Here is a 22,979-nt window from a genome sequence, read left to right on the forward strand (position 1 = left end):
GACCGGCCACGATGGCGCCGCAGAAGAACGACGGCATATCGCGGCACATTCCGCGGAGCGCCTGGGACAGGTCCTAGCCCCAGCAGTTCTCCAGGCCGAAGGCGGTGTCCTTCGACGTGACCCCGGCCTGCGCCTTGTCGGTGATCAGCGTGACGCCGGTGTCGGTGTAACCGGACGCCTTCTTGCCGCCCTTGGCGTATGTCACGACGGCCTTGACGCCCTCGGCGGCCATCTTCAGCGGGTACTGCTGCGACGTCGCCGCGATCTTGCCGTCCTTGACGGCCTGGGTGCCGGTGCAGCCGCCGTCGACGGAGACGATCAGCACGTCCTTCTCCCGGCCCTTGGCCTTCAGCGCGGTGTACGCGCCCAGCGCGGCCGGCTCGTTGATGGTGTAGACGACGTTGATGTCGGGCGACTTCTGCAGACAGTTCTCCATCGCGGTCTGACCCTTGGCCTGGTCGCCGCCGGTGTCCTGGGCACAGACGACGTCCTTGTCGGTGGCGCCGAAGCCCTTCAGGAAACCGTCGTGCCGCTGGACGCCCACGGAGACGCCCGGCGCCAGGTCGAGCGCGGCTATCTTCGCCGTCTTGCCCTTCATGGCGGCCTTGGCGTACTCGCCGATCAGCTCGCCGGCCTTGAGGTTGTCGGTGGCGAAGAGGGCGTCGACCGCGCTCTGCGGCTCGGTCGGCGTGTCCAGGGCGATGACCAGGACACCCTTGGCCTTCGCCTTCTCGATCGCGGGCACGATCGCCTTGGAGTCGCTGGGGGTGATCAGGATGCCCTTCACCCCGGCGGCGACCATGTTCTCGATGGCGGTGACCTGCCCGGCGTTGTCGCCGTCGAACTTGCCTGCCGCGGTGGAGAGCTGGACGCCGTTCTCCTTGGCGGCCTTCTCCGCGCCCTCCTTCATCTTCACGAAGAACGGGTTGGTGTCGGTCTTGGTGATCAGACCGACCTTGACCTCGCCCGAGCCGGTGCTCGAGGAGCCCGATCCGGAGCCGGACCCGCAGGCCGTCAGGGTGAGTGCCGCGACGCCCGTGACCGCTGCGGCTCTGAGGAGGGAGGAGGACAGGCGAGTGGTGCGAGACATGATCGACTCCTGTGAGATAGCGGGCGGCACGGGGGTGGGATCAGAGCGTTGCCGCCCCGGGGTGTCATCGTTGACTTATGTCATCGTTGACACTGCCTGGCGAGGATGATGGACTCCGGATCCCGGCAACGTCAATGCCTTCCACTCGTCACAAATCGGCAACGTCCGTAGCCGCCGACTCCGCGCAGCAGGTCACCGCCGGTGTCGCCGCGGCGCCCTGTCGTCCGGCCCGTCCGGCCCGATCCGGTCCATCCGGTGCACCCCGTCCATCCGAGCCATCCGAGCCTTCCGAGCCCTTCCGAGAGGGAGCAGCACATGAGCCCGCGTCAGATCACCGTCCTGGGAGAGTGCGTCGCGGACGCCTTCACCGAACCGGCGGACGCCTCCAACGAACTCGCCCTGAGGGTGCTGCCGGGCGGCGGACCTGCGAACACGGCGGTGTCCCTGGCCCGGCTCGGCACGCCGGCCCGCTTCCTCGCGCGCCTGTCCGGCGACGTCTTCGGCCGACTGTTCCGGGCCCACCTGGACGCGTCCGGCGTCGACCTGTCGTACGCCGTCGCCGCCACCGAGCCCAGCACGCTGGCCGTGGCGGAGCTGGACGCCGACGGGCAGGCCCAGTTCTCGTTCCACGCGCAGAACACGGCCGACTGGCAGTGGACGGCCGAGGAGCTGGCACGGGTGGATCTGTCCGAATCGGCCTGTGTGCACACCGGTTCTTTGGCGCTGGTCCGGGAGCCCGGCGGGCCGGTGGTGGAGGAGTTCCTGGCGGCAGCGGCTCCGCGGGCCACCGTCAGCATCGATCCCAACGTCCGGCCGCTGCTGGTGCGCCCCGAGGTCTACCGCGCCCGGCTGGCGCACTGGTGCGCTCTCACCGACATCCTGCGGCTGAGCGAGGACGACCTGGCGCTCCTGCTGCCGGGCGTCTCGCCCGAGGAGGCGTGCGACAGCTGGCACGCGGCCGGGGCGCGGCTGGTCGTGATCACGCGGGGCGCCGACGGCGCCCTGGCCTCGCTCGACGGCGAACGGGTGCAGGTGCCCGCGGTGGCCACCCGGGTCGTCGACACGGTCGGCGCGGGCGACTCCTTCACCGCCGGACTGCTGCACCGCCTCGGCGCCCGCGGACTCCTCGGCGGCCGGCTGACGGAACTCCGCCTCGACGACGTCGCGGAAGCCTGCCGGTTCGGCGCCCGGGTCGCGGCCCTGACCTGCTCCGTCGCCGGCCCCAACCCGCCGTGGCGCGACCAGCTGGAGGAGCTCACGATCGCCGGCGGTGTCTGACGGGGCGGCCGGTTCGTGTCGGGCGGTCCCGCCCGAACCGTTGACGCTTCGGCCGGGTTGCGTCCATCATCGGGCGACTCGATGTCATCGATGACACAAGTCAACGATGACATCGACCTGGTGCGTCACGACCGAGAAGGACACGAGACCGTGAAGAAGACCCTGCTCGCCGAGTTCACCGCCCGTGAGGGAGCGCAGGACGAGGTCGCCCGCATGATCGGCGACTACGCCCTGAAGGTGCGCGAGGAAGAGGGCAACATCGCCTTCGACGTCTACACCAAGGCGGACCACCCGCGGGCCTTCTGGATCTTCGAGGTGTACCGGGACGAGGAGGCCTTCCAGGCGCACCTGAACGCCCCGTACGGCGGCCCGTTCAACGCCGCCCTCGTCCCGCTGATCGAGGAGGACGCCTCCGTGCTGACGTTCCTCGACCCGCTGGCATAACGGGCATAACCCGTCAGACCGTCCGCCCCTCCGCCCGCTGCCCGGCCGCTGATCCGGCGCGCCGGACTCAGACGGCCGGACGCGGGTCCCGCGCCCGCAGCCGGTGCGCGAGTCGGCCGAGCAGCGCGGCGTTGAACAGCCCGGCCAGGGCCGTCCCGGCGGCGAAGACCAACGGGCTGCCCAGCCAGGTGAGCAAGGAGTGCTCCGCGGGCGCCGACACCAGGAGGGCGACGATGCCGAGCGGCGCCGTGGCCATGAGCGGCCAGATCCCGGCGAACCCCGGGTCCGGCAGCACGTACACCGCGTACAGGAAGAACGCCAGCGCCGCCGCGACCACGGCGAGATACCCGCGCCCGAGCCAGTTGTCCACCGCGGGCGCCAGCAGGGCCCGAGTCCTGTGCAGGCGGGGGCGCTCGCGCGCGGCGGGCGGTGCGGCGGTCGCCGATCTGGCGGCGAGCGCGCCGAGCACGGCGGCGTTCACGAGGGCGCACATGAGGAGCCATACGGCCCAGAAGCCGAGGGCCGCCGCCTCGACCGCCCCACCGCCCTCGGTGCCGGGACCGAACGGGACGACCGCGCCCAGGAACGACAGGGGCGCGGTGAGCACCAGGGGACTCGCGGCGACGGCGCTGTCCGGGAAGAGCACCATGACCGCGACGCAGCCGGCGACGACGGCCAGATAGCCCCGGGCGAGCCAGGTGTCCGTGGCGAGAGCGAGCAGACGGCGCGGGTGGAAGGCATGCGGCATGGCTGGATCCTTCGGTTCGGTCAGGTCCGGTGATGTCCTCCACGGTGAATCAGGAAGCGCGCACAGGGATGAGTACACGTACTCATCCCTGCACGGAGGATCGGGTTCAGACGGTGGTGACGTCGTCCTGCCATACCCAGTGGCCGGTGAGTGCGCCGGCGCCGATGCGGAGCATGGTGCGGCCGTTGATGGTGGCGCGTTGGTCGAACGGGGCGTCGGAGGGGTGGTCCCACTGGACGGTCCTGGTGGTGCCGGCCGCGCCGTCGGCGCCGTACCTGAAGACGTCGACAGGGGTGTGGGCGGGGAAGGTCATGGTGCGGGCCGGTAGGTAGCTTTTCGTCCACCACTGCCCGCGCAGGAAGGCGTCGGGGTAGGACTCGCCGACCCACCAGCCGGCATGGGGCCCGGCGCCGATCCGGTAGTGAACGCCCCGGCCGTGGATGCGGCGGCGCATGGTGGCGGGTGCGGTGACGTCCCCGGTGAAGGTGACCTGCGTGGTGGCCGTGCGGACGTCGTCCTTGGCGGGGTCGTAGGCGCCGGTGGCGGTGGTGGCGTACTGGTGGAGCGTGTGGGTGCCGGCGGCGAGGGCGATGGTGCCGCCGTCCGGCAGGCGGTCGGACACCAGGCCGGGGTAGGGGTAGTCGTCCAGGAGCTGGTCCATGCCGCGGGCGAAGGCGTAGTGGCCGGAGAACCACTGCAGTTGCATGAACAGGTCGATGTGATGGTGGTGGTAGGTGAGGGGGGCGATGCGGTGGGTGTCGCAGTAGTAGGAGACCCAGTGGGTGTTGCGCAGCCGCGGGTAGCGGTGGTTGACGGTGGTCAGGCCGCCGTCCCACAGTTTGAGCGCCAGCTCGTTGCGGGTGTGCCGGTAGTAGTCCCACAGTCCGAACAGCGCGAAGATCATGCCGTTGTAGGTGTAGTCCGAGGTGCCGGGTGCGTCGACGGGGTACTCCTGGATCCAGAAGTAGCCCGCACTGTCCTTGTTGATCACCCATGGGTCGGCGTCGTCGGCGAGCAGCAGCGAGGCGAACGCGCCGTCGGCCGCAGCCAGGTACCGGGTGCGCTCCTCGTCGGTGATCTCGGCGAGCTGGGCGAGCTGGATGAACAGGGAGATCGCCTCGCCCTGAGCCATGCCGGAGTACCAGGGGGCGGTGAAGACCAGGCCGCTGTGCGCGTTGTGGGTGTAGTCGAACGGATAGGGGAAGTACCAGGCGCCGCGGGTCTCGACCCGTCGGTCGATCTGGCGTTGGGCGTGGGCCTTGGCGCGGGTGAGGAACCACTCGTCGCCGGTGGTGCGATAGGAGGCGAGGCAGCCCAGGCCGTACTGGATCTGCGTGACCGGATGGTCGTAGAGGTTGCCGTCGCCGTTGATGAACACCTTCGGATCGTTGTAGAACATCCGGACCCCGGCCGCGTCGACGTGGGCGCCCTCGTCGTCCTTGGCCACGGGCCGGTTGCGCCAGGGGCGCAGTGCCTCGGGGACGTCGACGATGGCGTAGCCGGTGGTGTTGAACTCGAACGGCAGGGCGGTGGGCACGGCGTCCGCGGCTGTCCGTGGGGCGACGCTACGGGTGGTGTACGGGATCCGTCTGCTCGGGGGAGTGATCCTGCCGCCGGTGAACTGCTGTGGCGGCGGCCCCAGGACGGTGGTCGGCTCTTGGACGATGGGCAGGCTGAGCACCCGCGACATGGGGATCCCCGAAGACGGATCCGGAGTGGGGACGGCGAGGACGTCGGCCGACACGGGAGATGCACTGCCGCCCAGAGCGAGCGCGCCGAGCGCGGAGCCGCCGGTGAGGCGCATGAACCGGCGGCGTCCGACGTCGGTGCCTCGTTGACCCGTCACGTACGACTCCTTGGGAACGGGGCAGGCCCGCTGATGCCACGGAGGAACCGCGGACCTGCCGGGGTGGAGCCACAGGATGCCAGCGGCGTCCTCGCAGGTGACGTCCTCAGGGCTGCCGTCGCCGCTGAAGTCACCCATCCCGGCGAAGGCGTGGGCCCCTGGCCGCCGGTGTCGCCGTCGGCCAGGGGCCCCTTGAAGGGCAGGCTGTGTCAGCCGTCGGACTCCGGCGACGGGAGGTAGGCGCCCGGTACGTCGGCCGGTGCATAGACCTTCTTGTCACCGGGGTACGGCTTGGTCCAGTCGTGCGTCTGGTACCAGGTGTAGCGGTTCATCTGCGTGGGGTTGGCGTAGTCGGGCACGGCGTTCGGACCGGTCAGCCGCTGCTGCTTCGCCCAGGCCTTCCACTGCGCCGCGAGCTTCTGCTGCGCCTGCGGCACCGCGGCGGACGTCGGCGCGGCCGCTGCCGTGGTGTCCTGGGGTGCCGGGGTGTCCGGGCCGCAGGTGGGCTGGGGGCTGACGCCGAGGGTCAGGGAGGTCCGGTTGGGCACCGCGGTGAACGGGGTCGTGTCCGCCTTCGGGGTGAACGCGCCGTACATCGGGGTGGCCGCGCTGTCGAGCTGGTTCATCGGGTGCATCCCGAGGATCTGCTCGATGGTGCGGACCATGGTGATCTGCGAGTAGTAGTGGTTGTCGACGGCGCCGTGCCTGGCGTACGGGCTGATGACCTGGACCGGGGCACGGTGGCCGTCGACGTGGTCGAGGCCGTTCTGGGAGTCGTCCTCGACGACGAAGATGGCCGAGTCCTTCCAGTACTTGCTGTGGGAGATCTCGTCGACCATCCGGCCGACCGCGAGGTCGTTGTCCGCGACCGCGGCGGACGCGTTCGCCGGGCCGCCGGTGTGGTCGTTGGAGAACCAGAACATGTTCAGGTTCGCCGGACCGTTCTTGTCGAAGTCCTGCTGCCAGATCTGTTCCTTGTAGACGTCCGGGACGTCGAGGTCGAACATCGGGAAGCCCTGCACCGACACCTTGTTCAGCGACGGGATCGCCGAACCGGTCTTGATGGGGTACTGGGTCTGCGCCCCCGTCGCGGCCATGTTCCTGCTGTCGCAGTACAGGTTCTGCCAGGTCGCGCCGGCCGGCTTGGTCTCCAGCGACTGGAACTCGCCGAAGTCCTTGACGGACTTGCCGGCCGCCTGCGCACCGGTCCAGATGAAGCCGGACTTCTGGTGGCCGAGGGCGTCGTTCTCGGTGTCGTAACTGCGCTGGTACTCGCCCGCCGAGGACTCGGTGTACTCCGGGTTGTCCGACTGCATCAGCCAGTTGTGGCCCTCGGCGGAGTTCGTGCCGACGTCGTAGAAGTTGTCGTAGAGACCGAACTGCTCGGCCAGCGCGTGCTGGTTGGGCGTCACGTTCTCGCCGAACGTCGTGAGCGAGGAGTCGCCGTTGCCCTGCGGCATGTCGCCGAAGACCTGGTCGTAGGTGCGGTTCTCCTTGACGAGCAGGAAGACGTGCTTGATCGTCGAGGGGTCGCCGAGGCGCACTGGGACCGGCAGCGCCCTCGCGTGGCTGCTGCCCTTGGCCGTCAGGACCGATCCGGGCGTCCAGCCGTTCTGCTTGAAGACCTTCGCCGTCCGGGACCTGATGACGCTGTCGGCGGGCAGCGTGAACTGCGTCAGGCTCGACGTCGTGTCGTGGGTGCCGTGACCGGCGCCGGCCTTGGGACGGCGGGCGTCGATACCGCGGGTGTTGGAGACGACGACCTTCTTGCCGACGGTGGTGATCTCCGCGGGGAAGTAGTCCGTGGGGAGCAGACCGACGTAGCGGGCCGGCTGCTGCGGGGAGGTGTAGCGGTAGACGGCGACCGCGTTGGCGCGGCCCAGCGTCACCAGCAGACGGCCGTCGTCGGTGAGCGTCACCGCGTTGGGCTCGTAGCCGACCGACGCCTCGGGCCACGGCTGGGTGGCGATGGTCTGTACGACCTTGCCCTTGGCGGCGTCGATGACCGACACGCTGTTGTCGGCGGTGTTGGTGACGAACACCGCGCCCTTCTTGGCGTACACCGCGGTCGGGTGCAGACCGACGTCGATGCTCGCGACGGCGGCGGCCGGGGCGGCCACGTCGATGACGCTGACCGTGCCGGTGGTGGTGGCGCCGGTGTCCGGGTTCGCCGGGACGTCGGTGCCGTAGGAGTTGATCGTGGTGTCGCCGGCCTTGGCCGGACGCCCGCCCTCGTTGCTGACGTACAGCTTGCCGCCGACCAGGGCGAGGCCGCGCGGGGCGTTGCCGACGGCCCAGCTCTGCTTGACGGTTCCGGTCGCCGCGTCGATGGCGACCACCCGGTTCTGGCCGTTGACCGCGCTGTACACGGTGGAGCCGTCGGCCGAGAACACCGCGGCGCCCACGAGCGCGTGCTTGGCGCCGTCGGCCGGGATCGGGACGGCCACCGGGGTGGACAGGGTGCCGTCCGCGCCGACGGTGAACTTGGTGTAGCCGTCGGTCTGGCCCAGCCACAGCTGCTTGCCGTCGGGCGAGTACGTCGGGCCCTCCTGGCCGACGGAGCCGTTCTTGATGCGCAGGTCGTCGGCCGCGTTGGTGCCGACCTTCTGCTTCACCTGCCCGGTCGCGAGGTCCATGACGACCAGCGAGGCGTCACCGTCGGCGACCGCGGCCGCGAGGTGGGCGCCGTCCGGGCCGACCGCCGACGACATGATCTTGCCGTCGTTGATGACGGTGCGGCTGCCGTACGGCTTGAGGTACTGGTCGCTGGAGATGACCTGGCCGTCGGCGGTGGTCTGGGCGACCTGCTGGGTGCCGAACCGGTACGTCGAGGCGACCGCGGTGCCCGTGACACCGAGGGCGACCGCAATGCCCGCCGTCACCAGCACGGTGCGGCGGCCGACACGTCTGCCGAGGAGGTTGAGCTGCTCCTTCTGGCCCACCCGGCGCTGCCGTGTTACCTGCATGGACTATCCCTTCGAGGTGGTGTCAAGCAGCTCGACGTTGCCGTCGAACTGCCAGAGCGGGTTCGGTGCGTCCCCTGCCGAAGTCCGCACCAGGAAGTAGCCGTTCACTTCCTTCGGTCCGTCGCCGTCGGCCACGAACCGCCCGTCCGAGGTGATGTCGAGTTGGTAGACGGCGGACCCCGTGACCGACACCCCGGGGAGATGCCAGGTCACGACGCAACGCCAGTCGTTGCCCGCGCCCTCCTGGGCGGTCCGGCCGTCGCTCTTGGTGCACGCCGCCGTGGCCCGCAGCTCCGCCTCCGTGACGGCGGGGCGGTGAAGCTGCTCGGTCTGCATGCGGTAGAGGTGCGCGAAGGCCGTGGCGACCGACCGCTGCACCTTGTTCTGCCGGATCCCGGAACCCGAGGACGGCGTCGCCACGGCGACGACCGCGACCGTGACGGCGACCAGCGCGGCCGTCGGCAGGAGCCCGACGGTGATCGCGCGGCGCCCGGAACCGTCGTAGGTCAGGTCGGTGAAGTCCCGCCGCAGGAACAGCAGGTAGGCCAGCGTGGTCGCGAGGACCGTCCACAGCAGGCCGACCGCGATGCCGATCAGCAGCGGGCCGAGCTGCGTGGGGCTGGTGAACAGGCCGTTCCAGGCGATGAAGGCGTAACCGGGCAGGGCGAGGCGTACGGCGACGGGCAGCGGCAGCATCTGGGCGAGCTGCATCGCCGGCGCGACCAGCGCGGGCAGCAGCAGGCCCATCGGGGACCGCCCCAGCAACACCGACCCGAGCAGCCCGATCGCGGCGAGGGCCAGGGTCGGGGCGAGCACACAGACCCAGGCGAGGAGGACCTTCCCGGCGGCGTCCCCCGGCGCCAGCAGGTGGCCGTCGAGGCCGACCAGCGGCTGGTCGCCGACCGCCACGACCCCGCCGACCACGCTGGACGCGGCCAGCCCGGCCACGAGCAGCAGGATGACGGTGAGGCCGGCCAGCGCCTTCGCCGCGAAGATCCGCCGCGGCGAGCGGACCGCGACCAGCAGATGGCGCCAGGTGCCGAGCCGGTCCTCGGCGGCGAACACGTCACCGGCGACCACCGAGGTCAGCAGCGGAAGCGCCCAGGCGCCCGCGAAACCGAGCATCACCAGCGGTCCGGCCCACCCCGTGGCGTGCATCCAGCGACCGAAGAGGGTGTCGGTGGGAAGCGTGCTCTGCCGGCGCACCGCGGCGACGAAGAGCGCCGGTGCGATCCAGCAGGCGAGGACCAGCAGGCGGATCCGCCACTGGGAGACCAGCTTGACCAACTCGAAGCGGTAGGCGCGCGGCACGGAGACACGCACCGCCCGGCCGGCAGTGGCGGCGGCAGCACGGTCGTCTTCGCGCTCGTCGACTGTGGTCGCGGTCATCTGCCGGCCTCCTGCTGATCGGTGAGGGCGAGGAACGCGGCCTCGAGCGGTGAGACCACGGGGGTCAGCTCACGCACCGCGATGCCCGCGCGGACGAGCCGTACGACGAGGTCGTCGAGGGCGGGCACCAGCGCGCGCACGACGAGCCCCTCGACGCCGCGCCGGGCCCCGGCGTCCTCCACGACGTGGATCCCGCCCGTGGCGGCGGCCTCCCGGTGGGCGGCCCGGGCGTCGGAGGTCACCAACCGGTAGTCGAGTTCACGGCTTTCGGCGGCCAGCTTGCCGAGCGGGCCCGAGAAGACGACCCGCCCGGTCGCGAGGATGGTGACCTCGGAGCACAGTGCCTCCAGGTCGTCCATACGGTGGCTGGAGAGCACCACGCCGGTTCCGTCGGCCGCGAGCCGGGTGAGGACACCGTGCACGTGCCGTTTCCCGGCCGGGTCGAGGCCGTTGGCGGGTTCGTCGAGCACGAGCAGCCGGGGCCTGGTGAGCAGGGCGGCGGCGAGCCCGAGCCGCTGGCGCATGCCGAGGGAGAAACCGCGGGTCCGGTCGTCGGCGACATCGGTGAGCCCGACCTCGTCGAGCACGTCGTCGATGCCCGCCGTGCGCGCGTCGCCGCCGCGCAGCGCGGCCAGCGCGGCGAGGTTCTGCCGGGCGGTCAGCGAGGGGTAGAGGCCGGGCCCGTCCACGAAGCCGGCGACGCCGTCGGGGGCGTCGAGGCCCCGCCCGACGGGCGTGCCCAGGATCTCCAGCCGGCCGCCGTCGGCGACGGCCAGGCCCAGCAGGAGGCCGAGCAGCGTCGTCTTGCCGGCGCCGTTCGGCCCCACCAGACCGTGTATCTGACCCCGCGCCACATCCAGATCGATGCCGTCGAGCGCGACGACGTCCGAGAAGCATTTGGTGATCCCGCGAGCCCGGACGGAAAGGAGGGTGTCCATGGGTCCCCTTTTTCTAAGGAAGGCGATCGCGCCTTCAGGGACCCTAGGGAATTCACAGAACGCAAGCAGCGACGATGGACTGAATGTTGCCGGAACGGCAGTCCACGGATTGCCCAGCGGCGAACCAGTATCGAGCAAAGCCGGACGCGCCGGGGGCCCGTCCCCGGAGCAGGTCTGCGGGTCGCCGCCGAGCTGGGAATCCCGGAGGCCTGCGCCGTGCTCGGTGACCAACTGGCCCGGAAGGGCAGCGACGAAGAGAGCCTCGCCTGGTACGTCAAGGCTGCCGAGTCGGGACATGCGCCCGCGATGTTCGCCGCGGCCGGCTGATACCGGGACGGCATCGGATGCGCGGTGGATCCCGTGCAGGCCGTCAGATGGTTCCTCACCATGCTCGACCGGAACAACGGCGACGGAGTCCACGAGGCGATCAAACTGGCGCCGTCCATGACACCCGACCAGATCCGGGAGGCCGGACGGTTGGCCGGCCGCGCATCCGAGCCGGACGCTTCCAGAACATGGAGTTCGTCCTGCGCGGCCCCCACGCCACGGTCTACCGTCACTACCGCCTGGAGATCTCCCGAAACTCCGGCGCGACCGAGACCCAGCTCGCCCGGGTCCGGTTCGTCGCCGCGCCCACGGGACAGGCGTTCACCGGCTACCGGACATCATTCGCAGTGCTCCGGCTTCAGGCCGGAGGTGAAGCGAATCTCGTGGCCGTGACGCGGAGCGTCGCGGTGTCGTTCCGGCGGAGCCGGACCCTGCTGCCGTGTCGGTGACGGATCGTTCACATGTTCCCGATAGCGGCGTGGGTTCGACGTGCCTAGTGTGATCGTCATGCAGCTGCGGTACGCCTTCAGGTTGTACCCCGACGCCGCTCAGCAGGCCGCGCTGGCCAGGGCGTTCGGGTGCGCACGCGTCGTGTTCAACGACGCGGTCCGCGCCCGTGAGGACGCCCGCAAGGCCGAGCAGCCCTTCCCGACGGCCGGTCAGCTGTCCCGCAAGCTGCTCACCGAGGCCAAGCGGACAGCGGAACGGTCCTGGCTGGGTGAGGTCTCCGCGGTGGTGCTCCAGCAGTCCCTGCGGGACGCCGAGACCGCGTACCGCAACTTCTTCGCCTCCCTCAAGGGCACGCGCAAGGGACCGAAGGTTCGAGCATCACGGTTGAAGTCCCGCAAGGACGCCCGGCAGTCGATCCGGTTCACCGCCAACGCCCGCTGGAACATCACCGACAGCGGCCGTCTGAACCTGCCGAAGATCGGCAAGGTGAAGGTGAAATGGTCCCGGACTCTGCCCGCCACCCCCACCTCCGTCACCGTCGTCCAGGACGCGGCCGGGCGATTCTTCGCCTCCTTCGTCATCGACACCGACCCCGCCGCCGACGCGATGCGGATGCCGCAGACCGACTGCACCATCGGCATCGATCTCGGCCTCACACTCCCCCAGAGGGGGTGCCCCCATCGCGGTCCTGTCCGACGGCACGAAGATCGACTCCCCGCGCTTTCTGCGGCGCGCAGAGAAGAAGCTGAAGAAGGCCCAGAGGGAACTGTCCCGCAAGCAGAAGGGATCGAAGAACCGGGCCAGGGCCCGCCTCAAGGTCGCTCGCGCCCACACCAGAGTTGCTGACGCACGCCGCGAGTTCCACCACCAGCTCTCCACGAAGCTGATCTCCGAGAACCAAGGGATCGCGGTGGAGGACCTGTCGGTGGCGGGACTGGCACGCACCCGCCTGGCCAAGTCCGTCCATGACGCGGGCTGGTCGTTGTTCGTGGACATGCTGGAGTACAAGGCGCAGCGGTACGGCCGCACCCTGGTGAAGATCGGCCGGTTCACTCCGACCTCCCAGACCTGCTCTGCCTGCGGCGCCGTGGACGGGCCCAAACCGCTGAACGTGCGGGAATGGACGTGTGCCGCCTGCGGCGCCGTCCACGACCGGGACCACAACGCCGCGATCAACGTGAAGACGGCCGCCGGACTGGCGGCATCGGCCTGCGGAGCGCCGGTAAGACCAGGAGCAATCCCGGCACAGCGCAAAGAAACAGGAAGCCACGGATTCCGCACCGGAAACCGTGCCGCGTAGCGGCACGGCAACCAGTCAAGGAAGGCCAGAATCCTTGCCCTTCAGGGCGAGGAGCATGTCAATACCAGCGCCACAACGAGGGCCCCATCGGCTATCGCGGGACGCCGGTCCCCGCGCCCGAGGCCCCCGCCCTCCCGGGGCCGCGGCTGGCCGAGGACCTGGAGGCGGCCGTGCAGTCGCTGACCGACACCGCCCAGACCCTCGCCCCCCTGGCGGCACGCCTCCGCCTGGGCTGAGCGGGGCGGCCGGCGGGGCCCAGCTCGCTTCAAGTCAGCGTCGCGTAGACGATGAGGTTGTTCACCGGGTGGCCCTGGGCGTCGAAGTCGCCGTCACAGGTGATCAGCCGCAGCGCGCGGTCCTGGGTGGGGCCGTAGACCTTCTTGGTGGGGAAGGAGGTCTTGCTGACGCTCTCGGTGCCCGTGACCGTGAAGTGCGCCGACTTTCCCCGCACGTCGGTGACGGTGATGTCCGCACCCTCGGCGATCTTGTGCAGGTCATGGAAGACGGCCTTGCCGAAGCGGGTGTCGTTGTGGCCGATGATGACGGCGGCACCGGGTTCACCGGGCACGGAACCGCCGGTGTACCAGCCGGCCGTCATGCCCTTCTCGGCGGGCGGGACCTCGACGGCGCCGTCCGTGGCGAGGCCGAGCTTCATCAGCGAACTGGTGATGCCGAGCGAGGGGATGGCCACCTCGGCGGGGGCCGCGGGCCGCGCGTTCGGCGCGGTGCCGACGCCGGCGGGCACGGGGGCCCCGGCGGCGGACGGGGCGGCGGCGGAGGCGACCGGCACGGCGGGCTTCTCGGAGGCGGACGAGCAGCCGGTGAGCACGGCGAGCGCCACGGGTGCCACGAGGGCGAGGCGGGCAACGGCCGGCAGCGTGCCGAAGCGCCGTACCGGAGAGTGTGCAGGGGACACGACGGACTCCAGAGCAGGGATGGGTGCAACAGGCGATGGCGCCGCCCGACGAGGGACGGCGCCACAGATGTGTCCGGTCGGACGGCGGGCCGGATCAGCCCTCGCGGCGTCCGGCGGCACGGCGACGGATCACGAAGGTGCCCGCACCCGCGAGCAGCAGGGCTCCGGCGGCCGAACCGGCAATCGCGGTGGTGCTGGTACCGCCGTCCTCGACCACGGCCTCTCCGGCGTCGACGCCGCCGCGCGGCATCCGCTTCTCGGTCTCGCCCTTGCGGGCCTCGTCCACCGCGGCCGCCTTGCGCCTCTGCGCCGCGTCCTCCTCCATCTTCTTGGCGAGCTCCTTCTTCTTCGCCGCGTCCGAGTCGTCGGTTCCCGTGACGGCGCTCGCCGAGGGGGTCGGGTCGTCGGCGAGCGCCGCGCCGGCCGGGGCGAGCAGGGCGCCGGCCGCGACGGCGGTCAGGACCGCGAAACGCAGGGTGAGACGGCGGGGCATGCGGGACATGTAGGACTCCAGTTCCGGCCCGGCCTCGGTGGCCGCGGGCATGACCGAAGACTCGCGACCACTTGTGAGGAACCTGTCAGAGCCCCGTGGTCATCGCATCAGGGTGGTTTCGGGGTCGGGCAGGGCCGGCAGCCTCAAGGTGAAGACCGAGCCCAGTCCCTCGGTGCTCACCACGTCCGCCGTGCCGCCGTGCGCCTCGGCGAGCTTGAGGACGATCGCCAGGCCGAGCCCGCTGCCGCCGGTGCTGCGGTTGCGGGACTTCTCCGCCCGCCAGAAGCGGTCGAACACATGCGGGAGGTCGTCCGCCGGGATGCCGCTGCCGGTGTCGGCGACCTCCACGGCCACCTCGTCCCCGGCCTTGTTCACATACGCGCGCAGCGTCACCCGGCCACCGGGCGGGGTGTGGCGTACGGCGTTGGAGAGCAGGTTGCTGACGGCCTGCCGCAGCCGCACCGGATCGGCCTCGATCAGCGGCGGAGCCGTCGGCGCGGGGGAGTCGGGCGGCGCGGAGTGCCGCAGGATGACGCCCGCGGTCTCGGCCGGCGCCTGGTGCGCAGCGGCGACCTGGCCGAGCAGCTCGTCCACGCGCACCGGCTCCAGGTGCAGCCGCAGCGCGCCCGCGTCGGCCGCCCCCAGGTCCTGCAGATCGTTGATGAGGTGCTGGAGCTGCACCGCCTCGTCGAGGAGAGAGGAGACGAACGCCGGGTCCGGCTCGGCCAGCCCGTCGTGCGCTGCCTCCAGCCAGCCGCGGATGTTGCTCAGCGGGGTACGCAGCTCGTGGGCGACGTCGCTGACCATCGCCTTGCGCTGTTCCTCCAGCCGGGTCCGGTGCGCGGCCATGTCGTTGAACGCCGCCGCCAGCCGCCCGATCTCGTTGTCCGCGCCGACCGGTACGGGCGCCGAGTCCAGCCCGTCCCGCATCCGCTGGGCGGCGCCGGTGAGCGCGTGCAGCGGGCGCACGAGCCGGGCTCCGGCGAGTATCGACGCGCCGACGGTGAGGGCGAGGACGAGGGCCGTGACACCCGCGATGCGGGCGGTGCTGGCCGGGGAGAGGTCGAAACCGGGCACGCTGACGGCGCCGGGCCCGTCGATGAACAGCAGTGCGGGCGCGGCCACATACGCCGTGAGCTGCTCGCGGCGGGCGCTGCCGACGCAGGCGGCCACGGCCCGGTCGTACCCGCTGTCGCGCACCTTCCTCGGGTTGTCCGTCGCGTCGGCACTCCGGTCTTCGCCCCGGCCGGCGGCCGCGGCGGCCTCCCGGTCTTCGGCGACCTTCCGCTGGAGCACCTCCTCGTCGGTCATGTCCTTGGTGATGCCGGTGTCCGGGACGGGGACCGGCGCCGACGCGCCGACGTCCGTGCCCTCCTGCCCGTATCCCCGCTCCCAGGACAGGCCCAGGTTCAGTTTCACGCCCGTGCGGCCCTGCCGTTTCAGACAGGCGCCGGCGAGCAGTTCGAGCGCGCGCAGGGCCTTCTCCTCGGTGGGGGTGGCCTCGGCGGCCCCGCTGATCGCCAGACACTTCAGTTCCAGGGAGCGGTCGGTGGCGTCGTTCACGAACTGGACACGGGGCCGCCCGCTCGGGCTCTGGACGACGTCCGCGGCGATGCCCGCCTCGGCGAGGCATCCCACGCTGCGGGCGGTGGCCCTGCGCAGGGCCGCACGCTCCTTCGCGGGCAGCAGGAAGGGCCCCACGGCCCGTGGGTCGACGCGGTCCGCGCCGACCGGAACGGCGTCGGGCACCAGCACGGTGTCGACCGACAGCGGGTCGACGACCGCCGACGCCTGCGACGGCAGCGAGGCGGTGGACGCGGTGGACGCGGCGGACGAGTCGCCGCCGGTGCGGGCGGAGTCGAGGAGCGGGCGTCGGTCCTCGGTGGTCAGCACGATGCGACGTCCGGACTGCTGGGCCAGTTTCCGGACGGTGGCGTCGGCGCCGGCCCAGTCGGGATGGCCGGCCGCGTAACCCAGCAGGGTGTTGTAGATCTTCGCGTCGGCGCTGAGGTTCTGCCCCTGCTCCTGGCGGATCGCGACGGTGGTCGTCTGCACGGCGAGCCAGGCGGTGGCGGCGACCGAACAGAAGGCCACCAGCGCCGACACGGTCAGCAGCCGCCCGAGCAGGCTCCTGCGAAGCGGCAGCCGCGCCCGCCCGGCCCGGCGGTCCCGCTCGTCACGCTGATCACGCTGATCACGCTTCTCACGCTCGTCCTGCTGCTCACCCTTCTCACGACGACGCACGGCGTATGCCCTTCGCCGGGTCGGTCAGCTTGTAGCCGACGCCGAAGACCGTGAGCAGCCGGACCGGCCGCCGCGGGGTCCGCTCGATCTTCTTGCGCAGATTCATGACGTGCACATCGACGGTGCGGCCGCTGATGAACTTGTCGAAGCCGTGCAGCTCCGCCAGCAGTTGCTGCCGGGAGAACACCCGGTCGGGCTCCGCCGCCATCGCCGCGAGGATGCGGAACTCCCCGGGCGTGCACACGACCGGCGTCCCGCCGACCGACACCTCGTGCCGCACCGGATCGACCCTGAGCGTGCCCACCGACAACGCGTCGTCGTCCTCGACGGGAGCCGGGGCGGACTCGGGGGCGGATACGCGCTTGTTGCGGCGCAGCAGAGTGCGGATCCGGGCCACCAGCTCACGCGGGCTGAACGGCTTGGTCATGTAGTCGTCGGCGCCGAGATCCAGTCCGAGCAGCAGATCGTCCTCGGTGCTGCGGGCCGTCAGCATCAGCACCGGCACCTCCCGGGACTCGGCGCGCAGGATCCGTACGACGTCGAGACCGTCGGCCCGGGGCATCATCACATCGAGCACCACCAGGTCGGGTTCCCGGTGCCGCACCTCCTCGAGAGCCGCACGGCCGTCCTCGACGACCGTGACCGCGTGTCCCTCGTGCTCCAGGTAACGGCGCACCAGCTCTGCCTGCTTCGTGTCGTCTTCGGCGACCAGGATGTTTGCGCACACGCCGAGGATCGTAAGCGAGCACCGCACCGGGGGACGGCGGTAAGTGGCTTTGCCCCGAAGGGAGTTCCGTAGGCCGCCGGGGCGCGGGAGTCGCCCCGGCGTGACCTTCCGGCCCGCCTTGCTCAGCGCCAGAGCCGTCCTCGCACCGGCCGTACCGCCGCCGATGACCAGGAAGCGCGCCAGGCCCACCCCACTCCTCGCGTACTGCGCCGTCCAGACCCTCGTGCCCGCGCCCGCCCGCGGTGGAACGTCCGTGCGGCGGCCCGGGGTTGTGGTCCGCGGCACAGGCATACGCGCGCGACCGCGCGTCAGTCGGCGGTCGGCCCCGCGCGAAAGGCGTCCAGTACGGCTTCCAGCTGAGGCAGCGGTTCGGCGCCGACGATGCGCAGGACGACCGTGTCCGCGCCGGCCGCCGCGAGGGCGCGGATGTCGCCGACGGCCTGCGCGGGCGTACCGGAGACGGTGAAGACCTCCTCCTGCGGGCGGCCCAGCCAGGCGCCGTGGCCCTCGGTGTGGGGGTGCAGGGTCCGGGCGACCTCGTCGGGGTCGTCACCCACGCACGTGAAGGAGAACACCGTGAGGGTGTGGTCGCTCCCGGCGCCGCCCTTCGCCGTCAGCTCGCGGATGTTCTCCAGGTCGCTCGGGCCGTGGCCCTCGGCGATCAGGGTGCCGTCCGCGACCCGGCCGGACAGTTCGAGGGACCGCGGCCGGACCACCCCGGCCACCACCGGCGGCACCTGCACCGGCGGATGCACCAACTGGACGCCGTCCAGCCGGACTTCCCGCCCGTCCACCTCGACCCGCTCGCCGCGCAGCAGCGCACGCACGGAGGTGATCGTCTCCTCCAGCAGGGCCAGCGGCGACCGGGGCGCGACACCGACCGAGACCATCCACTCCCGCACCCCGTGCCCGACGCCCGCCACGAGCCGCCCCGGGAACACCCGGGCCAGCGTGGCAAGTTCCATCGCCAGCAACGCCGGACTGCGCAACGGGGCGGGGGCGATCCCGATGCCGACGCGCAGCCGCTCGGTCGCCCCCAACGCGACGGCCGCCGCCGACAGACCGCCGTTCCACCCGAGGTCCTCGACCACCCACAGATCGTCCACTCCGAGCGCCTCGACCTGCCGCGCGAACCCGGGGAGCCCTTCCGGCGCCCAGTCGCGGTCGAACATCACACCGATCCGTAGGTTCGTCATCAGGCTCCTCCGTGGATACTCCGCCGTTCACGGCGGAGAGGAAACGGACTCCTGCGGAGCAGGGCAGGGAGCGGGGTTTCGCCGCCAGGGCGAAAGACCGTGCTCTGACCCGCAGGTTTGATCTTTATATACAGCCCCACTAGTTTGTGAGCGTGCCCACGACGCATGTGAAGCGGGCATTCAAGTACCGCTTCTATCCCACGGACGAGCAGGCAGCCGAGCTGTCGCGCACGTTCGGGTGCGTCCGCAAGGTCTACAACATGGCGCTCGCCGCCCGTACCGAGGCGTGGGCGCGGCAGGAGCGGGTGAACTACAACGCCACCTCCGCGATGCTGACAGCGTGGAAGAGGACCGAGGATCTGTCGTTCCTCAATGAGGTCTCGTCCGTTCCGCTCCAGCAGTGCCTTCGGCACCTCCAGACGGCGTTCACGAACTTCTTCGGCAGGCGGGCGAAGTACCCGCGCTTCAAGTCGAAGAAGAAGTCCCGCAAGTCCGCCGAGTACACCACCAGCGGCTTCCGCTTCCGTGACGGCAGGCTGATGCTGGCCAAGATGCGTGATCCACTGGACATCCGCTGGTCGCGACCACTGCCCGAAGGGGCGAAGCCGTCCACGGTGACCGTGTCCCAGGACGCGGCAGGGCGCTGGTACGTCTCCCTGCTGTGCGAAGACGCACCGGTGAAGCCGCTTCCCGCGACGGCAGGCGCCGTGGGCGTGGATGTCGGCCTGGACCACCTGCTGACCCTCTCGACCGGGGAGAAGATCGCCAACCCCAGGCACGAGCGCACGGACCGTGCCCGGCTCGCGCTGGCCCAGCGCCGCATGGCGAAGAAGACCAAGGGATCGGCGAACCGGGCCAAGGCCCGGCAGAAGGTCGCCAGGATCCACGCCAGGATCGCCGACCGCAGGCGTGACGGCCTGCACAAGCTGACCACTCGTCTCGTTCGTGAGAACCAAACGATCGTGATCGAGGACCTGACCGTGCGCAACATGGTCAGGAACCGGAGCCTGGCCCGCGCCATCAGCGATGCCGCGTGGTCGGAGTTCCGGAACCTGCTGGAGTACAAGGCCGCCTGGTACGGGCGGGAAGTGATCGCGGTGGACCGCTTCTTCCCCTCGTCCAGGCTGTGCTCCGCCTGCGGCACCCTCCAGGAGAAGATGCCGCTGCATGTCCGCACCTGGACGTGCGACAGCTGTGGCACGACCCACGACCGGGACGTGAACGCAGCGAAGAACCTGCTGGCCGCCGGACGGGCGGTGTCGGCCTGTGGAGCTGGTGTAAGACCTCAACGGAGTTCTCCGGGCGGGCAGTCGGCGATGAAACAGGAAGTCTTACGGCGCGAGCCGTAAGAATCTCCTTCCTTTAGGGAGGAGAGCGTCAAGTCCAGGAACCTACGGGGTGGGCGACGGTTGATCAACGGCGAAAACCCGGTATCGGCAGCCGCCCGGCGGCCGGACACCCGATCCTCTCCCCCGCCAACCGGGCGGGGCTTGCGGGCAGGTCCGGCATGGCGTCATGGCGAGGCGCGTCCTGCCCGGATGCTGAGAGCCTGCCTCCGACCGTGTGGGAGAGAGAAAATGGACGACCGCCCCAGCCTTCGGGAAGTCCCGCCCTCGACATCCACCGGTGCGGGCCGGGGCCGTGACCCGTCCGGGCAGGCGGGAGTCATCGGCATCGCGCTCGCCGCCGTGCTGACGGCCGCACTCGCGCAGGGCTCGTGGCAGTGGTTCTCCACCTACATCGGGGTGACGCTGCTCGCGGTGATCTTCTCCTTCTACCGGCTGCCGGCCTGGACGCCCGGCCCCGGCTCCCCGTACCTGCGCAATCTGACCGCGTTCTCCCTGGTCGTCGGCCTGTGCGTGGCGATCGCGCTGGCCCCTGCGCTGCAACGCTCGGCGTGGCTGTTCCCGATGCCGGGCACGCGACGCGGATGCCCTGAGCGGGGGGCGTACGAGGGCATCCAGGCGGAGGCCGCGCTGGCGAACCTGGCCGGTCGCGACCGAGCCGCGTTGGTGCAGGCGCGGGAGGCCAGGATCCACGAGGCGGTGGCCGACTGCCTGTCGGCCACCACGACCCTGTGGCTGCCGGCGTATGCGTTCGGGGTGGCCGCACTGGTGGGTCTGGGCCTGTGGTGCATCGACCGCAGAAGCAGAACACGAACGTCGGCCCCCGTGACCGCATCGGGTCGTGGGGGCCGACGTCAACGGTCGACGGACCTCAGCCCTTGACCGGCTTCCCCCGGCCCCAGCCCCACGCGAGGCGGTCCGCGCCGGACTGGTTGGTGGTGGCCAGCCAGGGGCGGGAGGCGGGGCCGGTGAGCTTCTGCAGGGAGTACGTGTCGTCGGTGCGCAGGCCCGGCCAGTACACGGAGCCCATCTTCAGCTCGCGGAAGGTGTCCGTGACGGCCTGGAGGTAGTTGATGAAGTTGTTGTCCGGGGTCTTCACGTTGTAGTTGAGGCCGGTCGTCATCGGGGAGCCGAACTCGTCCGCGACGGTTCGGTTCGCGCAGTCGCCGATGCGCACCTTCAGGTCGGCCACCCACTGGTCGTAGGTCGCGTAGTCCTTCCAGAACCCGTAGTGGTGCAGGGAGAGGTAGGTGCCCTTGAGGCGCGGGTCGGCGCAGACCGTGGTCACGTGGTCGTTGTAGCCGGCGCCGCTGACGAACACCCGGCCCCGCGGGACCTTCGAGTACGTCGACAGCCACTTCGCCGCGATGTCGGCCCACGCGGTGTCCGTGTAGCCGTGCGGCTCGTTCATCGGCTCGAAGTACACGCGGCTGTCGTTCTTGTACGCCTTGACGACGGTGTCCCACATCGGCCAGTACGTGGCCTCGTCGTCGATGAAGCCGTCCTTGCGGTCACCCGTGCCCTCCCAGTAGGAGACGATGACCTTGAAGCCCTGGTCGGAGGCCGCGTCGATGACTCCGCGGTAGGACTTCCAGTAGGCGCCGTTGACCGTGTACGGGTTGATCGGCAGCCGGACCGTGTTGGCGCCGAGGTTCGCGCGGAACGCCGCGATGATCCGGGTCGCCTTGGCGTAGGTCTGCTTGTAGGTGTCGGTCGTCGACAGACCGGACAGCTGAAGCAGGTCGTCGGCGAAGTTGTCGCGCGGGTCGGCCCAGTTCACACCCTTGAACTGGGTGGTGCCGGTGGCCGGACGGGCGGAGGCGGGAGCGGATGTGGCGGTGGCGGAGGCGGGAGTGGCGGCGAGGGTGCTGCCGCTGACCGCGGCCACGGCGATCGCGACGAGAGCGGCGCGCAGGCGGGGGGAGAGGGAGGCTATGGCGGGGGACTGGCGCATGGACGTGCCCTTTCGGCTCTGATGTTTGCGTAAACATCGGAGCCCCGCAATGGCTGATGTTTGCGTAAACATGGCGGCGCCGGAATCGTGGCACCCGGCCGGGTGATCGTCAAGGTTTCACGCGAGTTACGTCTGCTGCCGCCTGTTGCGGGTGTTGCCCCCTGGCACTGCCCCTACGCTCAGGCAGTGTCGATCGGCTCCAGCGTCAGGGGCTCGATCCTGCCCTCCAGCATCGCGCCCAGCCCCTGCGCGGCGCAGATGTCGGGCCGCTCCGCGATGTGCACCGGCATACCGGTGGCCTGGCGGAGCATCTGGTCGAAGCCCGGCAGCAGGGCGGAGCCACCGACCATCATGATCCCGCGGTCGGCGAGGTCGGCCACCAGGTCGGGCGGGCACTCGCGCAGCACCCGGCCGATGCCGTCGAGCACGGCGGTCAGCGGCGTCTCGATGGCGTCCCGTACGGCGGCGGTGTCGACCCGCACGCAGCGCGCGAGGCCGGTGGCGACGTCCCGCCCGTGGATCTCGGTGGACGTCGGCCCGTGCGAGGTGAGGCCGTTGCCGGACAGGGCCAGCTGCAGGGGCCGTACGGACTGGCTGGGCAGCATCAACTCATGCTCGTGGCGCAGGTGTTGGACGATCGCGTGGTCCACCGCCTCGCCGCCGACCGGGATGCGTTCGGCGGTCACGATCGAGCCGAGGGAGAGCACGGCGACCTGGGTCGCTGCTGCCCCGCACACCATGATCATGGTGGCCTCGGGGCGTTCGACGGGAAGCCCGCAGCCGACGGCGGCGGCGATCAGCGTGTCGACGAGTTCCACGCGCCGCGCGCCGAGCCCGACCAGTGTCTCGATCGCGGCGCGCTGGGCGAGCGGGTCGGCGTCGTGCGGGGTGCAGGCCGCGGCGCGCAGGAACGGCTTGCGACGCAGCTGACGGCGGATCCTGTCGCCGAGGAGGTGACGCAGCATGCGCTGCGCCATCTCGATGTCGACGACCGTGCCGCCGGAGACCGGCCGCACCACGCGGATGTAGTGCGGTGTGCGCCCCGTCATCCTCTCGGCGAACTCACCGACCGCGATCAGCGCGCCGGTGCGGGTGTTCACGGCGGCGGCGGACGGCTGGTCGACGACGAGCCCGGGCCCCTTCACGTACACCCGCGTCCGCGCCGCTCCCAGGTCGACGGCGAAGTGGCAGCGGCGCAGCTGCTCCAGGTTGGCGGTCATGACGGGTCCTCCCGAGAGCGCAGACCGTTCGGGCCGCCGGTCGGACGGCCTCCTTCGCATCGTGCGGGCGGGCGGACGGGGTCGCCTTCTCAGGGGGGCCGGGCGGG

19 protein-coding genes and 1 pseudogene are annotated in these 22,979 nt (G+C 70.9%); 7 read left to right on the plus strand and 13 right to left on the minus strand.

The genetic code is table 11. The annotated features are described in order from the left end of the window. Nucleotides 1–73 precede the first annotated feature (73 nt). Nucleotides 74–1,090 (minus strand): sugar ABC transporter substrate-binding protein, encoded by a 1,017-nt coding sequence (locus ACIBTS_RS06400; protein ID WP_079662533.1) that lies wholly within the window; start codon nucleotides 1,088–1,090, stop codon nucleotides 74–76. 315 nt (nucleotides 1,091–1,405) lie between these two features. Here ACIBTS_RS06400 and ACIBTS_RS06405 point away from each other — a divergent pair, with 315 nt between their 5' ends. Both ACIBTS_RS06405 and ACIBTS_RS06410 read left to right on the plus strand, forming a co-directional pair. Further along, nucleotides 1,406–2,368, plus strand: coding sequence for a carbohydrate kinase (locus ACIBTS_RS06405; RefSeq protein WP_399316991.1), 963 nt, complete (start codon nucleotides 1,406–1,408; stop codon nucleotides 2,366–2,368). A 150-nt stretch (nucleotides 2,369–2,518) separates the two neighbouring features. After that, entirely contained in the window at nucleotides 2,519–2,812 is a 294-nt protein-coding gene (locus tag ACIBTS_RS06410) for a putative quinol monooxygenase (RefSeq protein ID WP_399317202.1), read from the plus strand. A gap of 67 nt (nucleotides 2,813–2,879) precedes the next feature. On the opposite strand, the gene ACIBTS_RS06415 is transcribed toward ACIBTS_RS06410, so the two are convergent. The 5 genes from ACIBTS_RS06415 to ACIBTS_RS06435 all read right to left on the minus strand — a co-directional run bounded on the left by ACIBTS_RS06415 (nucleotide 2,880) and on the right by ACIBTS_RS06435 (nucleotide 10,699). Then, a complete protein-coding gene (locus ACIBTS_RS06415) occupies nucleotides 2,880–3,560 on the minus strand; it encodes an SCO4225 family membrane protein (protein WP_399316993.1) in 681 nt (226 codons plus the stop codon). Between the two features lie 106 nt (nucleotides 3,561–3,666). Beyond that, nucleotides 3,667–5,406, minus strand: coding sequence for a D-glucuronyl C5-epimerase family protein (locus ACIBTS_RS06420; RefSeq protein WP_399316994.1), 1,740 nt, complete (start codon nucleotides 5,404–5,406; stop codon nucleotides 3,667–3,669). Nucleotides 5,407–5,615: 209 nt separating this feature from the next. After that, entirely contained in the window at nucleotides 5,616–8,372 is a 2,757-nt protein-coding gene (locus tag ACIBTS_RS06425; RefSeq protein ID WP_399316995.1) for a phosphoesterase, read from the minus strand. A 3-nt stretch (nucleotides 8,373–8,375) separates the two neighbouring features. Continuing rightward, nucleotides 8,376–9,761, minus strand: a complete 1,386-nt coding sequence (locus ACIBTS_RS06430; protein ID WP_399316997.1) for an ABC transporter permease — start codon at nucleotides 9,759–9,761, stop codon at nucleotides 8,376–8,378. Further along, entirely contained in the window at nucleotides 9,758–10,699 is a 942-nt protein-coding gene (locus tag ACIBTS_RS06435) for an ABC transporter ATP-binding protein (RefSeq protein ID WP_399316999.1), read from the minus strand. Before ACIBTS_RS06435 ends, ACIBTS_RS06430 begins: the two co-directional genes overlap by 4 nt. 515 nt (nucleotides 10,700–11,214) lie before the next feature. Here ACIBTS_RS06435 and ACIBTS_RS06440 point away from each other — a divergent pair. From ACIBTS_RS06440 to ACIBTS_RS06450, 3 genes and pseudogenes are all read left to right on the plus strand, one after another. Then, complete coding sequence (locus tag ACIBTS_RS06440; RefSeq protein WP_399317001.1) at nucleotides 11,215–11,475, plus strand: hypothetical protein; 261 nt, start codon at nucleotides 11,215–11,217, stop codon at nucleotides 11,473–11,475. A gap of 58 nt (nucleotides 11,476–11,533) precedes the next feature. Next, nucleotides 11,534–12,322 carry an RNA-guided endonuclease InsQ/TnpB family protein gene (locus ACIBTS_RS06445; protein WP_399317002.1) on the plus strand — a complete coding sequence of 263 codons (789 nt, stop codon included), beginning with the start codon at nucleotides 11,534–11,536 and terminating at the stop codon, nucleotides 12,320–12,322. Further along, a pseudogene (locus ACIBTS_RS06450) lies at nucleotides 12,216–12,776 on the plus strand (RNA-guided endonuclease TnpB family protein); the annotation flags it as partial. The gene ACIBTS_RS06445 and the pseudogene ACIBTS_RS06450, both read left to right, overlap by 107 nt. A gap of 265 nt (nucleotides 12,777–13,041) precedes the next feature. Here the strand turns inward: ACIBTS_RS06450 and ACIBTS_RS06455 are convergent. The 5 genes from ACIBTS_RS06455 to ACIBTS_RS06475 all read right to left on the minus strand — a co-directional run bounded on the left by ACIBTS_RS06455 (nucleotide 13,042) and on the right by ACIBTS_RS06475 (nucleotide 18,352). Beyond that, on the minus strand, nucleotides 13,042–13,692 hold the full coding sequence (locus ACIBTS_RS06455) for a class F sortase (protein WP_399317003.1): 651 nt from the start codon (nucleotides 13,690–13,692) through the stop codon (nucleotides 13,042–13,044). Between the two features lie 94 nt (nucleotides 13,693–13,786). Further along, nucleotides 13,787–14,185, minus strand: coding sequence for a sortase-dependent protein (locus tag ACIBTS_RS06460; RefSeq protein ID WP_399317204.1), 399 nt, complete (start codon nucleotides 14,183–14,185; stop codon nucleotides 13,787–13,789). 99 nt (nucleotides 14,186–14,284) lie between these two features. After that, nucleotides 14,285–16,330: a sensor histidine kinase gene (locus ACIBTS_RS06465; protein ID WP_399317206.1), complete on the minus strand. Its 2,046-nt coding sequence runs from the start codon at nucleotides 16,328–16,330 to the stop codon at nucleotides 14,285–14,287. An 85-nt stretch (nucleotides 16,331–16,415) separates the two neighbouring features. Continuing rightward, entirely contained in the window at nucleotides 16,416–17,156 is a 741-nt protein-coding gene (locus tag ACIBTS_RS06470) for a response regulator transcription factor (protein ID WP_399317005.1), read from the minus strand. 308 nt (nucleotides 17,157–17,464) lie between these two features. Next, nucleotides 17,465–18,352 (minus strand): LLM class flavin-dependent oxidoreductase, encoded by an 888-nt coding sequence (locus ACIBTS_RS06475; RefSeq protein ID WP_399317007.1) that lies wholly within the window; start codon nucleotides 18,350–18,352, stop codon nucleotides 17,465–17,467. 152 nt (nucleotides 18,353–18,504) lie between these two features. On the opposite strand from ACIBTS_RS06475, the gene ACIBTS_RS06480 reads away from it, so the two are divergent. Together ACIBTS_RS06480 and ACIBTS_RS06485 are read left to right on the plus strand one after the other, a co-directional pair. Next, entirely contained in the window at nucleotides 18,505–19,701 is a 1,197-nt protein-coding gene (locus ACIBTS_RS06480) for an RNA-guided endonuclease InsQ/TnpB family protein (RefSeq protein ID WP_399317009.1), read from the plus strand. Between the two features lie 228 nt (nucleotides 19,702–19,929). Further along, nucleotides 19,930–20,580, plus strand: coding sequence for a hypothetical protein (locus ACIBTS_RS06485; RefSeq protein ID WP_399317010.1), 651 nt, complete (start codon nucleotides 19,930–19,932; stop codon nucleotides 20,578–20,580). Here ACIBTS_RS06485 and ACIBTS_RS06490 read toward each other — a convergent pair. Then, nucleotides 20,570–21,652, minus strand: a complete 1,083-nt coding sequence (locus tag ACIBTS_RS06490; protein ID WP_399317011.1) for a glycoside hydrolase family 5 protein — start codon at nucleotides 21,650–21,652, stop codon at nucleotides 20,570–20,572. The two genes, ACIBTS_RS06485 and ACIBTS_RS06490, sit on opposite strands and share 11 nt — an antisense overlap. Nucleotides 21,653–21,831: 179 nt before the next feature. Next, entirely contained in the window at nucleotides 21,832–22,872 is a 1,041-nt protein-coding gene (locus tag ACIBTS_RS06495; RefSeq protein WP_399317013.1) for a rod shape-determining protein, read from the minus strand. Nucleotides 22,873–22,979: the final 107 nt, after the last annotated feature.

Origin of the sequence: Streptomyces sp. NPDC050121, assembly GCF_044460385.1 — a bacterium.
In the GTDB taxonomy this organism is placed as follows: domain Bacteria; phylum Actinomycetota; class Actinomycetes; order Streptomycetales; family Streptomycetaceae; genus Streptomyces; species Streptomyces soliscabiei.